This is a genomic window from Micromonospora trifolii (assembly GCF_022229005.1).
Lineage (GTDB): Bacteria > Actinomycetota > Actinomycetes > Mycobacteriales > Micromonosporaceae > Micromonospora > Micromonospora trifolii.
Map to the genome: position 1 here is coordinate 58117 of NZ_JAKKFD010000017.1, position 13155 is coordinate 71271.

Here is a 13155-nt window from a genome sequence, read left to right on the forward strand (position 1 = left end):
TCGACGAGATGGCCTCCTACCTGTGTGGACGCACTCGCACGCGAACCGACGCACCGCCAGAACATTGACAACTGACGTTGTCCCTTGAGGTGAGTCGGTTTGGGCTTTCGGTGGGTCGGGCACTTAGCCGTCACGACAGGAAGCACACAACTCGTGTGTCAGACATTCTTTGAAGGAGGGCGACCGTGGAGTTCACCGTGTGGGGCATCATCACTGCGATCGTTGTTGGTCTCATCGTCGGCGCGCTCGGCCGCCTGGTCGTTCCGGGCCGGCAGAACATGCCGATCTGGCTGCACATGCTGATCGGTATCGGCGCGGCCCTTCTGGGCACCGTCCTGGCGCGGGCCATCGGCATCGCGACCGAGACGAGCGGTATCGACTGGGGCGAGCTGCTGGTGCAGGTCGTGGTGGCCGCGATCGCTGTCGCGCTGGTGGCCGGTGTGGGTGGCCGCCGCCGCGTGACCCGATAACACCACAGCACCAACTCGCACCACAGCGACACCTCCGATGGGCGCCCGGCCGACAGGCCGGGCGCCCATCGGCGTTCCGCCCGCCGCGAGGGTCGTCGCCGGTCCTGCTCGACGTCTCCGGCGGGCTGGATGATCGTGATCGACTCGGTCTTGGTGATGTCGGGGTGTCCCGGTGGGTGTGATGCCGCGACTTCAAGGAACTCGTGTTGATCAAGGTGGCTGCCGGCGCCCGCCGGGGTGGGCCTGCTGTGGAACGTGTCCTTGTTGGCCAAGTCGTGATCGTTTGGTGAGTGAAGTCGGTTTGGATTTTAGGTGGGTCGGGCAATTAACGGTCACGACAGGAAGCACACGCACCGTGTGTCAGACATTCTTTGAAGGAGGGTGGCCGTGGAGCTCACCGTGTGGGGCATCATCACTGCGATCGTTGTTGGTCTCATCGTCGGCGCGCTCGGCCGCCTGGTCGTTCCGGGCCGGCAGAACATGCCGATCTGGCTGCACCTGCTGATCGGTGTCGGCGCCGCGCTGCTGGGCACCGTCCTGGCGCGGGCCATCGGCATCGCGACCGAGACGAGCGGTATCGACTGGGCCGAGCTGCTGGTGCAGGTCGTGGTGGCCGCGATCGCTGTCGCGCTGGTGGCCGGTGTGGGTCGCCGCCGCAGCGTCACCCGATAACGACCCGGCATCATCTGGCGACACAGCACCACTGCTAGGACAGCACGACTGGAAAGAGCGCCCGGCCGAGAGCCGGGCGCTCTTTCGTGCTGATAGGCCCACTTTTGGCCGGATGTTGGAGTGCCGGCCGTCGGGCCGCTGCGGTACGGTCGCCACGCTTCGGCCAGTCCCGCCCACTGTCGTAAAGGAATTCTCCGTACTAGGGTGCGGCGGAGAAGGTTAGTTCCAAGCGGCGCGAGGGGAGAAGTGGCGTGAACAGGTGGAAGCGGCTGGCCCCGGTCACCGCCATGGTGGCCTCGGCCGCGATGGTGCTGACCGGCTGTGGAGGCTCCGGCGACGATGCGGCCGACGACAGCAAGCTCACGGTCTGGATGATGGGCGAGGGCGGCGACGCGCAGAACTCCTTCCTCGACGGGGTCGAGGCCGAGTTCCGCCAGAAGCACCCCGACACCGACGTGGTCGTGCAGTACATCCCCTGGCTGGAGGCGCCCAAGAAGTTCCAGGCGGCGCTCGCCGGCGGTGAGGGACCGGACATCACCGAGCTGGGCAACACCGAGACTCAGGGTTGGGCCGCCCAGGAGGCGCTCGCCGACGTGAGTGGACGGATGGGCGGCTGGGCCGACGGCAAGGATCTGCTGCCCGACCTGGTGCGCAACGCCCAGCTCGACGGCAAGCAGTACGGCGTGCCCTGGTACGCCGGTGTGCGCGCCATCTACTACCGCACCGACTGGTTCGCCGAGGCCGGTGTGCAGCCCCCGAAGACCTGGGACGAGCTGGTCACTGTGGCCAAGGCGGTGCAGGCGAAGAAGAAGGGCACCTACGGCATCGCGCTGCCCGGCAACTCCGAGCTGCCCTTCTACTCCTTCCTCTGGGGCGCGGGCGGCGAGATCGCCAGCAACCAGGGCGGCACCTGGAAGTCCGGCTACAACACGCCCGAGGCGCAGCGGGCCGTCAAGTTCTGGACCGACCTGGTGACCGTGCACAAGGTCGCCCCGCCGGCGGCCGCGGGTTGGAACGAGATCGACGCGCGTACCCAGTTCGCCACCGGCAAGGCCGCGATGGCCTTCGCCGGTAGCTGGCAGCAGGGTGCCATCAAGAAGGACAACCCCGAGATCGAGAAGGTCTGGGGTACGTTCCCGATCCCCGGCCCGGATGGCAAGGCGGCGCCCGGTTTCGCCGGCGGCTCGGACGTGGCGATCTGGAAGGACAGCGAGCGGCAGGACCTGGCCTGGGACTACCTGACAGTGCTGCTGAACAAGAAGAACGCGCAGAGCTTCGCGAGCAGCCTCGGCTTCTTCCCGGTCTACCAGGACCTGGTCTCCGGTGGCGCGTACGCGAACGACAAGGTGATGGCCTCGTTCGCCACCACCATGCAGAACACCAAGCTCACGCCGCTCACCCCGAAGTGGGTGGAGGTCAGCCGGACGAAGACGGTGACCCAGGCGATGAACAGTTCGGTCATGAAGGGTCAGAAGACGGTCGAGAAGGCTACCGCCGACGCGGCCGGTGAGATGGAAAGCATCCTCAACAGCAAGTGAGCACACAGACAAAAAGCTCGGAGACGGCCGCCGCGCGGGAGACCCCCGTGCGGCGGCGTCGCCGGGTGGACCGCCTGCCCTACCTGCTGCTCCTGCCCGCCCTGCTGATCATCGGGGTGCTGCTGCTCTGGCCGCTCGGCCAGGTCGTGGTGATGTCCTTCTACCGGCTGAACAGCGTCCGGCAGTTGCGCGGCGATCGGGAGTGGCCGTGGGTGGGGCTCGGCAACTACGCCGACATCCTCTCCGACCCGTTCTTCCTGACAGTGCTGCGCAACACGGTCCTGTTCGCCGCGGCGAACGTGCTGCTCACCATGGTGCTCGGCACCCTGGTGGGGCTGCTGCTCAACCGGCTCGGTCGCAAGATGGCCACGTTCGTGGCCAGCTGCGTGATGCTCGCCTGGGCCACACCGGCGCTGACCGGCACCATCGTCTGGAAATGGATCTTCGACGACACGAGCGGCCTGGTCACGTGGCTGTTCAACGCGTTGCCGGACGGGCTCTCGAACGGCCTGTTCGGGCGCAGCGACTGGACCGGTTACGGCTGGTTCAACTCGCCGCTGCTCTTCTTCGCCATCCTGACCCTGGTGGTGGTCTGGCACTCGTTCCCGTTCATCGCGGTGAGTGTGCTGGCCGGTCTCAAGAGCGTGCCGAGTGAGCTGCACGAGGCGGCCCGGGTGGATGGCGCCAGCCCGTGGCGGGTCTTCTGGAAGATCACCTTCCCGTTGCTGCGCCCGGTCTTCGGGATCCTGATCGTGCTCTCCACGATCTGGGACTTCAAGGTCTTCACCCAGCAGTTCGTGCTGGCCGGCGGCACCCAGGACCGGCCGACGTTCATGCTCGCCATCTACTCGTACGCCGAAGCCTTCTCACCGCCGCCGAAGTACGGGCTCGGCGCGGCCATCGCGGTGATCCTCACGCTGATCCTGCTCGTGGTCACCGGCTTCTACGTACGGATGGTGCTCAGGCAGGAGGACGAGTCGTGAAGAAAATCGCCCTCAACGGCGCCGGTCTGCTGGTCGCGCTCTTCGCGGCGTTCCCGGTCTATTGGATGATCTCCACCTCGCTGAAGCCGAGCAACGAGATCTTCTCGGCCACCCCGCAGCCGGTGCCGACCCATCCGACGTTGGCGCACTACCGGGAGATCCTGACCGGCAACCTGATCCCCGGCGTCAGCTTCCTCGACTTCTTCCTCAACAGCGCGCTGGTGGCCGTCTCCACTGTGGTGCTCAGCGGTCTGGTGGCGTTGCTCGCCGCGACCGCCGTGGCCCGGTTCCGCTTCAAGCTGCGGACCAGCTTCCTGATCATGCTGCTGGTGGTGCAGATGATCCCGCTGGAGGCGTTGGTCATCCCGCTGTTCCTGATGATCCAGCGACTCGGTCTCTACAACACCCTGCCCAGCCTGATCCTCACGTACCTCGGTTTCTCGCTGCCGTTCGCGGTCTGGATGCTGCGCGGCTTCGTCGCCGCGGTGCCCAAGGAACTGGAGGAGGCGGCGGCGATCGACGGGGCAAGCCGGGCCCAGATCTTCCGCCGGGTGCTCTTTCCGCTGGTCGCGCCCGGCCTGGTGGCAACCAGCATCTTCTCCTTCATCACGGCGTGGAACGAGCTGATCTTCGCGTTGACGTTCATCAACGACCAGGGCAGCTACACGCTGCCGGTGGCGATGACCTTCTTCTTCGGCCGGGACGACACCAACTGGGGGCCGGTGATGGCCGCGTCCACCCTGTTCACCCTGCCGGTCATCATCTTCTTCCTGCTGGTGCAGCGGCGGATGGTCTCGGGCCTGGTGGCCGGCGCCGTCAAGGGCTGAGCCCACGCCGCGAGGCTGACTCCGGTGCTGGACCCCCGGCCGGCAGGGCTGGCCGGCGGTGGACCGCCAACTAGGCTGGCGGTCATGACGGGCAGGGTGGCAGCGGTGAACCTCGGCATCGTGACCGAGGCTGGGTGGGCCGGCGACGCGAGCGGTCGCAGCGGCATCGACAAGCGGCCGGTCGACGGCCCGGTGTCGGTGCTGACCGCCGGCCTGGCGGGCGACTTCATCGGCGAGCGGGCGCATCACGGTGGCCTTGACCAGGCGGTCTACGCCTACGCGGAGGAGGACGCCGCCTGGTGGGTGGCCGAGTTGGGCCGCGCCATACCGCCCGGCGGCTTCGGCGAGAACCTGAGCACCTACGCGGTCGACGTGACGGGTGCGGTGATCGGCGAGCAGTGGCAGGTCGGCTCGGCCCTGCTCCAGGTCACCAAGCCGCGCACCCCCTGCACCACCTTCGCCGGGTTCTGGGGCGTACCGGATCTGATCAAGCGGTTCACCGTCCGGGCATCGCCCGGGGCCTACCTGCGGGTGCTGCGCGAGGGGGAGGTCGGCGCGGGCGACCCGGTCGAGGTGGTGGACCGGCCGGCGCACGGTGTCACCATCGGCGAGGTGTTCCGGGCGACCAGCCTGGAGCCGGAGTTGCTGCCTCGGCTGCTCGACGCCGAGGACCTGCCGGCGCCGATCCGGGAGAAGGCCCGACGACGCCTGGCCGCCCACGGCTGACCGGCAGCGAAGGCGTCCGGGAAGCGACGGGTACGCCACGGATTCGCCCGGAAGAACTCCGATGACGGGCCCAGCGGCCGACTTGCCCGTATCGTCCCCACGGGGGGCGTGCGGCGGGGACCGGGTGGAGCGCGATGTCGATGGCGACGGACGGCGGTGCCGCAGCGGCGTCACCCCGCGATCCGGGCCTGGAGCGTCCGGCGTTCCTGGAACTCTTCTTCGACCTCGTCTACGTCTTCGCGCTGGTCACCCTGGCGACGGCGCTGGCCGACGACCTGACCTGGACGGGCGTCGCCGAGACGCTGGTGCTGCTGCTCGGGTTCACGATGATCTGGGCGCTGACCGTGTGGACGGCGGACAGCGTCGACCTGACCCGCCCGGCCGGGCAGGGGCAGTTCATCTGGGTGGCGGCGACCAGCCTGCTGTTGGCCGCGCTCGCCGCCGATGCGTACGGCGACCGCCGGCTGCTCTTCGCCACCACGTACGTGGTCATCCACCTCAGTACCGCTGCCTACTACATCCTGGCCATCTCGCTCAGGAGGCCGCCGCGTCGCAGCATCCGGATCCTCATCTGGGAGGCCGTCGCCGGCATCGGCTGGATCGGTGGGGCGCTGGTCGGCGGTTCGGGGCAGTTGGCGATCTGGGTGCTCGCTGTCGTCATCGAGTACGGCGCAGCCGTGTGGGGCTGGCCGGTGCCCGGGATCGGCCGCTCACGACCGCGCGACTGGCGGCTGGTCGGCGCGCGGGTGGCCGAGCGTTACCGGCAGTTCGTCATCGTCGCGCTCGGCGTCTCGATCTTCGTGACCGGTACGACCTTCAGCATGAGCGAGTACACGCTGGAGCGAGCCTGGGCTCTCCTCGTGGTGTTCACCACCATCGTGTTGATGTGGCGGATCTACATCTACCGCGCCGGTGAGCTGCTGACCGACGCGATCGCCCGGTCGTCCAACCCGGCGCTGCTCACCCAGTCCGCAGCGGTCACCCATCTGATCATGGTGGCCGGAATCGTCGGCGCGGCGGTCACCAGCCGGCTCGTGGTGACTCGCCCGTTGGGCGAGACTCCGCCCCCGTGGGCCGCTGTGATCCTCGGCGGACCCGCGTTGTACCTCATCGGTCGGGGCGTCCTCGACTTCACAGTGTTCGGGCGGATCTCGCGGTCCCGGTCGGCCGGGCTGGTGCTGTTGGCGGCCGTGGCGCCGGCAACGCCAGTGCTGCCTCCGGTGCTCGTTGCTCTGCTCGCCATGACGGTGCTGCTCCTGATCGCCGTGGCGAACCTGGTGAGCACCCGGCGGCACGCGCGTACGCCAGCCCCGCCGACGCTGCGGTGACTCCGCACGGAGGCCGCGGACGGCCCGTCAGGGCGATGGCGCGGCGGCCTCGACCAGGTGCCTGCGCGCGGCCAGCCCTTCGCCGACAACTGTGATCAGCAGGACCAGGTTCGCCAGCATCAGGGCGGCCAGGGGCGGGAGCAGAAGGGTGGCGGGTGCCACCAGGGCGCACAACACCACGATGGCCAGCACCCGGGACCAGAGGGTCCGGCCGGTCACCACGGCATCGAACAGGACGCTGCCGAGCAGGAACAGGACCGGTCCGCCGAGGGTGGCGACCATCAGCTCGACCGGGGCGCGGCCGAACGGCCTGTCGATGACCAGCGAGGTGCCGGTCGAGACCAGCACCACCCCGGCCACCATGACCAGATGGCTGTACGAGGTGGAGGTGCCGGAGCGGACCCGTTCCACAGTCGCGACGCTCGGTGGCGCCAGGATCCGCTGGACCCGTTGGAAGTAGAGCTGGAACAGCAGGAACGCGCTGACGAACGCGACAGCGCCGGTGGCCACCGCGCCGGCGGTGAATCCGCTGCCGGCCAGCCCGATGCCGGTGCTCAGGATCAACTCGCCGAGCGCGACGATGAAGATCGCCCGGTGCCGCTCGGAGAGGTGCACCCCGGTGAAGATCTGGCTGGCAAGCTCGGTACGCCCCAGCCTCGGCGTCGGCCAGCCGATCCGGGCCGAGCCGAGGTCGACCGCCACCGCGAGCGACCAGAGCACCAGTCGGGCCGTCCCGTCCACGAACACCCCGGCCACCCAGGGCGTCACCGTGACGCCGAACCAGAAGAACACCCGGATGCTCCTGGCCTGGATCGGCCGGTTCACCCGGGTGCCGGGGATCAGGACGGCGACGCGGACCAGGTGGATGGCGAAGTAGGCAGCGACGAAGAGCCACCCGTACCGACCGAAGGCGTACGGAGTCGCGATCGCCATCAGCAGCGTGCCGAGCATGACCAGCAGGGTGGTCGCCTGGATGATCGGCAGGCGGGGGTTGAACAGGTCGGTGAGCCACGCGGTCAGCACCCAGACCCACCAGGCGGCCAGCAGCAGGACGGCGGTCTGCGCCGCACCCCGGACGGTGAGGTTCTCGGCCAGGCTGGCAGCGAGCCGGGAGAACATGAAGATGTAGACGAGATCGAAGAAGAGTTCCAGGAAGGTCGGGTATTCCGGTTCGCCGCGGCGGCGGAGGATCCGGGGGAGCGGAGCGGATGTCACTGCGCTGCCTCCTGTGCCACCCCACGTCCGGGGCGGGGCGCCGCGCCCCGACCTGCGCACCCGCCACGCTACCGACAGTGCGGTGTCCGGTGGCCGGAACGGGCTCGGCCCGAACGGTCGGGTCCGCAGACGGGGAACGGCCCCCCGCCAACGCTGAGCGTCGGCAGGGGGCCGTCCTACGAGCAGTGGATCAGCGGAGCCAGGGGATGTTGCGGTCGAGCAGACCGCGCTCCTTGAGCTCCTTGCGCAGCGGGATCTCGTCATCGACGTACCCGTCCCAGTTGATGCCCCAGTAGTTGGCGGTGTGGGTGCCCTCACCGATCAGCTGGCGCTGCACCGGGGTGCGGTTGCGGTACCACTCGCCGTTCACGTCGGGGTGCAGCTCGTCCAGCGGACGGATCCACCGGTAGGTGTAGCCGACGAAGAGCATCTTGCGGGTGATGGTCGACAGGTTCGTCGACCGCGAGTGCCACTGCCGGCGGTCGAAGATGAAGGCGTCGCCCGGGTTGGCGGTGATCTCCACCGTGCCCTCCGGGTCGGGGTTCTGCACGCTGAGGTCCGCCGGCCGGGGCAGCGAGTTCTTCAGGTGGCTGCCGGGGATGACCTTGGTGGCGCCGCGGCCGGTCTCGGAGAGGTCCGACAGCACGTACGCGACCTTCAGCGAGAACATCGGCCGAGGCAGGTTCGGGTCCATCGTCTCCGGGTCGGAGTTCTGCCGGTACCCGTCCTGGTGCCAACCCCAGTACGGCTTCTCCGGCTCGGCGGCCGGCGGGGTGACGTCCAGGTGGTTGTGGTGGGTGTAGATGTTCCAGCCGGCCAGCCCCCACATGTACGGGAAGGCGATCGGGTGGGTCAGCAGCTCACCGAAGAGTTCGTCGCGCTCCAGGAAGCCCAGCAGGTGCAGGGTCCCGTCCTTCTTGGTGGTGCCCTTGGCCTGCTCCTCCGCGTAGACGCGGTCGACCGCCGCCTCCAGCGCCGCCCGGTGGTCCTCCGTCAGGACGTTGCGCAGCAGGAGGAAGCCCTGCTCGTGGAACTCCTTGCGGTCAGTGTCGCTGATCGGTTCGTAACCGGTCCGGTCGCCGTAATCGAACACCGCGTCGTACCCCTCCCCATGAGGTGAAACCTTTTCTGGCACAGGCCGCCGATCGTAACGCGGCTGTCCAGGCATCGGGGAGGGTGTGGCGCGGGATTGGGCCACTGTGGGACCCCACGCAGCGGGGAAAACGCACAGGGTGAGATCTAGGCGATCAATAGTGCGATTTGGCGATTATTGCCGGATTGTGCGGTGACTGCCGGTTAAGAGATCCGGGTCGGTCAACCCTCGTTGAACACCTCGGCGACCACCTGGCCGTCGGGGCTCTGCGGACCGTCCACCCGGCCCCACGAGCCGTCGCGGGCGGTCCACTCCAGGTCGCCGAAGCGGACCCGCTTCACCCCGTGGTCCTGGGCGTGCGAGACCAGCCAGTGCGCGTACCGCCAGCCGTCGCGCTGGTCGCCCGGAGTCACCGCCAACCCGGTCGGGTCGGTCGGGTCGGTGCCCTTCAACCCCCAGTCCAGCACCAGGTTGCGGGTCAGTTGCGCGGCCGCCGCCGCGCCGTGCATCGCCGGGGTGCGCCCCACCGAGCAGGCGACAGCGCCGCTCGCGTCGCCGAGCAGGGCCCGGCTGAGCACCTCGGAGTCGTCGGACCACTTCTGGTACGCCTCGGGGAACGCCGAGCGCTGCACCCGCTGGGCGGCGTCGGTGACCCGCATCTTCTCCCAGCCGCGCACCTTCTTGAGGGCGGCGTAGAACCGGTTGGCCGCGTAGCGCGGGTCGCGGATCTGCGCCGGAGTGCCCCAGCCCTGGCTCGGCCGCTGCTGGAACAGGCCGACCGAGTCGCGGTCGCCGTCGGCGAGGTTGCGCAGCCCGGACTCCTGGTACGCGGTGGCGAGCGCGACCACGACGGCCCGCTCGGGCATTCCGCGCTTCGCGCCGATCGCGGCGATGGTCGCGGCGTTCGCCATCTGGTCGGCGTCCAGCGCGACCCGTCCGTCGGCCTGCACTGTGCACTTCCGTGCCACCAGCGGCAGCCTGAGGTTGTCGCCTACCTGCCGTACGACGAGCCAGATCGCGATCACGGCGACGAGGATGAGCACCACTCCACCCGCCACGGTTGCCCGAGTTCGCACCCACACCCCCAGATCGACAGTTCGCCAAGCGTACGTCCCCGCAGGCCCTCCGCGGGTCGTCCGAGTGGTTCGGGCCCCGCCTGGCCGAGTCCGACCGGTTTGGAGTCGGCTCCGGTGCCGCGTACCGGTTGGCGACGTTCCCGCTCCGGTCGCGATCTCACCTGCCGCGTCGTCCGTCATCCGCCCTGGTGCAGGGGTGTCGCACGCGTCACCGGGTAAGCCACATCGGGAAGCGATTGACCGGTCAAGGACTTAGCTCGATTGACATGTCAATCCGACCCACCGCCGCGCAGCCGGACGCGTTGGTCACCGAACAAGGAGGAGTTCCATGGGAACGCTCGATGGCAAGGTCGTGCTGATCACCGGCACCGGCGGCGGGCTGGGCCGCGTCGCCGCGCTGACCTTCGCCCGCGAGGGGGCCAAGGTCGTCGGGGCCGACCTCCAGGTCGCCGGTAACGACGAGACCGTCGAACTCGTCCGTCGCGCCGGCGGCGAGATGACCGGCATCGCGCCGGTCGACCTCACCGACCCCGAGCAGGTACGCAAGCTCGTCGACGACGCCGCGGCCACCTACGGCGGGCTCGACGTGGTCTACAACAACGCAGCCGCGCTCCGCTTCGGCCCGATGCCCGACTTCTCCGTGGAGGACTGGCGCTACACCATCACCGGAGAACTCGACATTCCGTACTTCGTGTCGAAGTTCGCCTGGCCGCACCTGGTCCGGCGGGGTGGCGGTGTCATCATCAGCGCCGCCTCCATGGCCGGATTGATCGGCGGCCACGTCCCGCCGATGGTCGGTCACACCGCAGCGAACGCCGGCATCATCGGCATGACGCGACAACTCGCCCTCGAAGGCGCGCCGCACGGCATCCGCGCGGTGGCGGTCAGCCCCGGGCCCACCCTCACCCCGGCCAGCGAACGCGACCTCGGTGACAACCAGGAGGCGCGGGACGCCATCACCGCCAAGACGCTCCTCAAGCGCTTCGCGCGCCCCGAGGAGGTCGTCGAGCTGGTGGTCTTCCTCGCGTCCGACCGGGCGTCGTACATCACCGGGGCGAACTACCCCGTCGACGGCGGCGCGACCGCCTGGTGACCCGACCGTGGGGCGCCGCCGCTCCCGGTGGCGCCCCGGTCGTCAGTCGTCGAGGGCGGGCACCCAGCGCGCCGGTCGTTTTTCGCGGAACGCCATGACCCCCTCGCGTCCCTCGTCGGACAGGAAGTAGCCGGTCGAGACGGCGGAGAGTCGGGCGAGGTCGGCGCGCAGCTCCGCGGTACCCGGTCGGCGCAGCAACTCCTTCGCTCCGGCCAGCGCCCCGGGCGCGCCGCGCACCAGCGAGTCGCAGTAGCCCCGTACCGCGTCGCCCAGCCCGTCCGCCGGGACCGAGGCAGTCACCAGGCCGATCTCGGCGGCCCGGCGACCGTCGAAGGTCTCGCCGGTCAGGTACAGCTCGGCTGCGGCACGGGGGTGTAGCCGGGGCAGCACGGTCGCCGAGATCACCGCCGGGATCACCCCGATGCGTACCTCGGTGAACGCGAAGGTCGCCTCGTCGGCGCAGACCGCCAGGTCGGCGGCCGCGATCAGGCCGAGCCCACCGGCCCGCGCCGGCCCGCCCACCCGGGCCAGCACCGGCTTCGGGCACTCCCAGAGCGCCGCGAGCACGTCACCCAGCATCCCGGCCGGCACCGTGCCGCTGGCGTACGCCGCGGCGGTCTCCTTCAGGTCCGCACCGGAGCAGAAGACCGGGCCGGTGTGGTCGAGCACGATCACTCGGACCGCCTCGTCGGCGACCGCGTCCGCCAGCCCGGCCAGCAGTTGGGTCATCAGGCCGGTGGAGAGCGCGTTGCGGTTGTGCGGGCTGTCCAGGGTGAGGGTGGTCACCCCGCGGGCCGTGGCGACCCGCACGAGGACGTCGGGAGAGGTCATGCCGGGCACACTAGTGGCCATGCCCGGCGTCCTTCCAGATGGTGAGACCGTCCCCGTCGACGGATCGTTGCCCGCCACCGCCACCACTGCGGTCGGCGCGCGCGGCTTCGGCGTGTACGTGCACGTCCCGTTCTGCGCCAGCCGCTGCGGATACTGCGACTTCAACACCTACACCGCCTCCGAACTGGGCGGCGGCGCCAGCCGCGAGGGATACGCCGACACCGTCCTGGCCGAGCTGAAGCTCGCCGCCCGGGTGCTCGGCGACACCCCGCCGCCCCGGGTCGACACCGTCTTCGTCGGCGGCGGCACGCCCACCCTGCTCCCCGCCGACGACCTGGCCCGCATCCTCGACGGCATCGACAGCACCTGGGGGCTGGCCGCCGACGCCGAGGTGACCACCGAGGCCAACCCCGAGTCGGTCACCCCGGAATCGTTGAAGCTGCTGCGGGCCGCCGGCTACACCCGGATCTCGCTGGGCATGCAGTCCGCCTCCCCGGGTGTGCTGGCGATCCTGGACCGCAAACACAGCGCCGGCCGGGCCACCGCCGCCGCCCTGGAGGCGCGCGACGCCGGGTTCGAGCACGTCAACCTGGACCTGATCTACGGCACCCCGGGGGAGCGGGCCGAGGACTTCGCCGCCTCGCTGGAGCAGGTCGTCGCCGCCGGGGTGGACCACGTCAGCGCGTACGCCCTGATCGTCGAGGACGGCACCCGGCTCGCCGCCCGGATGCGGCGCGGCGAGCTGGCGTACCCCAGTGACGACGTGGCCGCGGACCGCTACCTGGCCGCGGAGGCCGCGCTCGACGCGGCCGGGCTCTCCTGGTACGAGGTCTCCAACTGGGCCCGCACCGAGGAGGCCCGCTGCCGGCACAACCTGCTCTACTGGACCGGCGCGGACTGGTGGGGGCTGGGGCCGGGGGCGCACAGCCACGTCGGCGGGGTGCGGTGGTGGAACGTGAAGCACCCCTCGGCGTACGCCCAGCGGCTGGCCGCAGGCGCGTCTCCCGGCCTGGCCCGGGAGGTGCTCACTGTCGACGAGGCGCACATGGAGGACGTGATGCTCCGCCTGCGGCTGGCCAGCGGCCTCCCGTTGGCGGTGCTCGACGCCACCGGCCGGGCCGGCGCCGAGCGGGCGCTGGCCGGCGGCCTACTGGCCGCCGACGAGTACGCCGCCGGCCGGGCGGTGCTCACCCTGCGTGGACGGCTGCTCGCCGACGCTGTCGTCCGCGACCTGCTGCCCTGAGTGGCCCGCCGCCCCCCGGACCGGGGCGGCGGTGCGCCGGACCGGCCGGGGGAGCGGCCG

General features: G+C 70.0%; 13 protein-coding genes. 9 read left to right on the plus strand and 4 right to left on the minus strand.

What is annotated here, in order from left to right:
* Window positions 1-185 precede the first annotated feature (185 nt).
* From NIE79_RS11225 to NIE79_RS11255, 7 genes are all read left to right on the plus strand, one after another.
* Complete coding sequence (locus NIE79_RS11225) at window positions 186-470, plus strand: GlsB/YeaQ/YmgE family stress response membrane protein (RefSeq protein WP_091409827.1); 285 nt, start codon at window positions 186-188, stop codon at window positions 468-470.
* A 387-nt stretch (window positions 471-857) separates the two neighbouring features.
* Window positions 858-1142, plus strand: a complete 285-nt coding sequence (locus tag NIE79_RS11230) for a GlsB/YeaQ/YmgE family stress response membrane protein (protein ID WP_091410004.1) — start codon at window positions 858-860, stop codon at window positions 1140-1142.
* Window positions 1143-1393: 251 nt separating this feature from the next.
* Window positions 1394-2680 (plus strand): sugar ABC transporter substrate-binding protein, encoded by a 1287-nt coding sequence (locus tag NIE79_RS11235; RefSeq protein WP_238678490.1) that lies wholly within the window; start codon window positions 1394-1396, stop codon window positions 2678-2680.
* The gene (locus tag NIE79_RS11240) at window positions 2677-3663 is read left to right on the plus strand and encodes a carbohydrate ABC transporter permease (protein ID WP_238678491.1); all 987 of its coding nucleotides are present in this window, start codon (window positions 2677-2679) and stop codon (window positions 3661-3663) included. Before NIE79_RS11235 ends, NIE79_RS11240 begins: the two co-directional genes overlap by 4 nt.
* Complete coding sequence (locus tag NIE79_RS11245) at window positions 3660-4490, plus strand: carbohydrate ABC transporter permease (RefSeq protein WP_238678492.1); 831 nt, start codon at window positions 3660-3662, stop codon at window positions 4488-4490. The genes NIE79_RS11240 and NIE79_RS11245 overlap by 4 nt, the downstream gene beginning before the upstream one ends.
* 84 nt (window positions 4491-4574) lie before the next feature.
* Window positions 4575-5216, plus strand: coding sequence for an MOSC domain-containing protein (locus NIE79_RS11250; RefSeq protein WP_238678493.1), 642 nt, complete (start codon window positions 4575-4577; stop codon window positions 5214-5216).
* Window positions 5217-5350: 134 nt separating this feature from the next.
* A complete protein-coding gene (locus NIE79_RS11255; protein WP_238678494.1) occupies window positions 5351-6544 on the plus strand; it encodes a low temperature requirement protein A in 1194 nt (397 codons plus the stop codon).
* 27 nt (window positions 6545-6571) lie between these two features.
* On the opposite strand, the gene NIE79_RS11260 is transcribed toward NIE79_RS11255, so the two are convergent.
* The 3 genes from NIE79_RS11260 to NIE79_RS11270 all read right to left on the minus strand — a co-directional run bounded on the left by NIE79_RS11260 (window position 6572) and on the right by NIE79_RS11270 (window position 9934).
* Complete coding sequence (locus tag NIE79_RS11260; RefSeq protein ID WP_238678495.1) at window positions 6572-7759, minus strand: low temperature requirement protein A; 1188 nt, start codon at window positions 7757-7759, stop codon at window positions 6572-6574.
* A 190-nt stretch (window positions 7760-7949) separates the two neighbouring features.
* Entirely contained in the window at window positions 7950-8852 is a 903-nt protein-coding gene (locus NIE79_RS11265) for a phytanoyl-CoA dioxygenase family protein (protein WP_238678496.1), read from the minus strand.
* Window positions 8853-9073: 221 nt separating this feature from the next.
* Window positions 9074-9934 (minus strand): hypothetical protein, encoded by an 861-nt coding sequence (locus NIE79_RS11270; RefSeq protein WP_238678497.1) that lies wholly within the window; start codon window positions 9932-9934, stop codon window positions 9074-9076.
* Window positions 9935-10256: 322 nt separating this feature from the next.
* Between NIE79_RS11270 and NIE79_RS11275 the strand changes: the two genes are divergently transcribed.
* Complete coding sequence (locus NIE79_RS11275) at window positions 10257-11021, plus strand: SDR family NAD(P)-dependent oxidoreductase (RefSeq protein ID WP_238678498.1); 765 nt, start codon at window positions 10257-10259, stop codon at window positions 11019-11021.
* A 42-nt stretch (window positions 11022-11063) separates the two neighbouring features.
* Here the strand turns inward: NIE79_RS11275 and NIE79_RS11280 are convergent, their stop codons facing one another.
* Window positions 11064-11852 (minus strand): enoyl-CoA hydratase-related protein, encoded by a 789-nt coding sequence (locus NIE79_RS11280; protein WP_238678499.1) that lies wholly within the window; start codon window positions 11850-11852, stop codon window positions 11064-11066.
* Window positions 11853-11871: 19 nt separating this feature from the next.
* Here NIE79_RS11280 and hemW point away from each other — a divergent pair, with 19 nt between their 5' ends.
* Window positions 11872-13095: a radical SAM family heme chaperone HemW gene (gene hemW, locus NIE79_RS11285; protein ID WP_238678615.1), complete on the plus strand. Its 1224-nt coding sequence runs from the start codon at window positions 11872-11874 to the stop codon at window positions 13093-13095.
* Window positions 13096-13155 lie beyond the last annotated feature (60 nt).

What these genes read in the sequence shown, in the direction of transcription:
- NIE79_RS11250 (WP_238678493.1), top strand. Translation starts at nt 4,575, where the DNA reads ATGACGGGCAGGGTGGCAGCGGTGAACCTCGGCATCGTGACCGAGGCT.
- NIE79_RS11255 (WP_238678494.1), top strand. Translation starts at nt 5,351, where the DNA reads ATGTCGATGGCGACGGACGGCGGTGCCGCAGCGGCGTCACCCCGCGAT.
- NIE79_RS11275 (WP_238678498.1), top strand. Translation starts at nt 10,257, where the DNA reads ATGGGAACGCTCGATGGCAAGGTCGTGCTGATCACCGGCACCGGCGGC.
- NIE79_RS11280 (WP_238678499.1), bottom strand. Translation starts at nt 11,852, where the DNA reads ATGACCTCTCCCGACGTCCTCGTGCGGGTCGCCACGGCCCGCGGGGTG.
- hemW (WP_238678615.1), top strand. Translation starts at nt 11,872, where the DNA reads ATGCCCGGCGTCCTTCCAGATGGTGAGACCGTCCCCGTCGACGGATCG.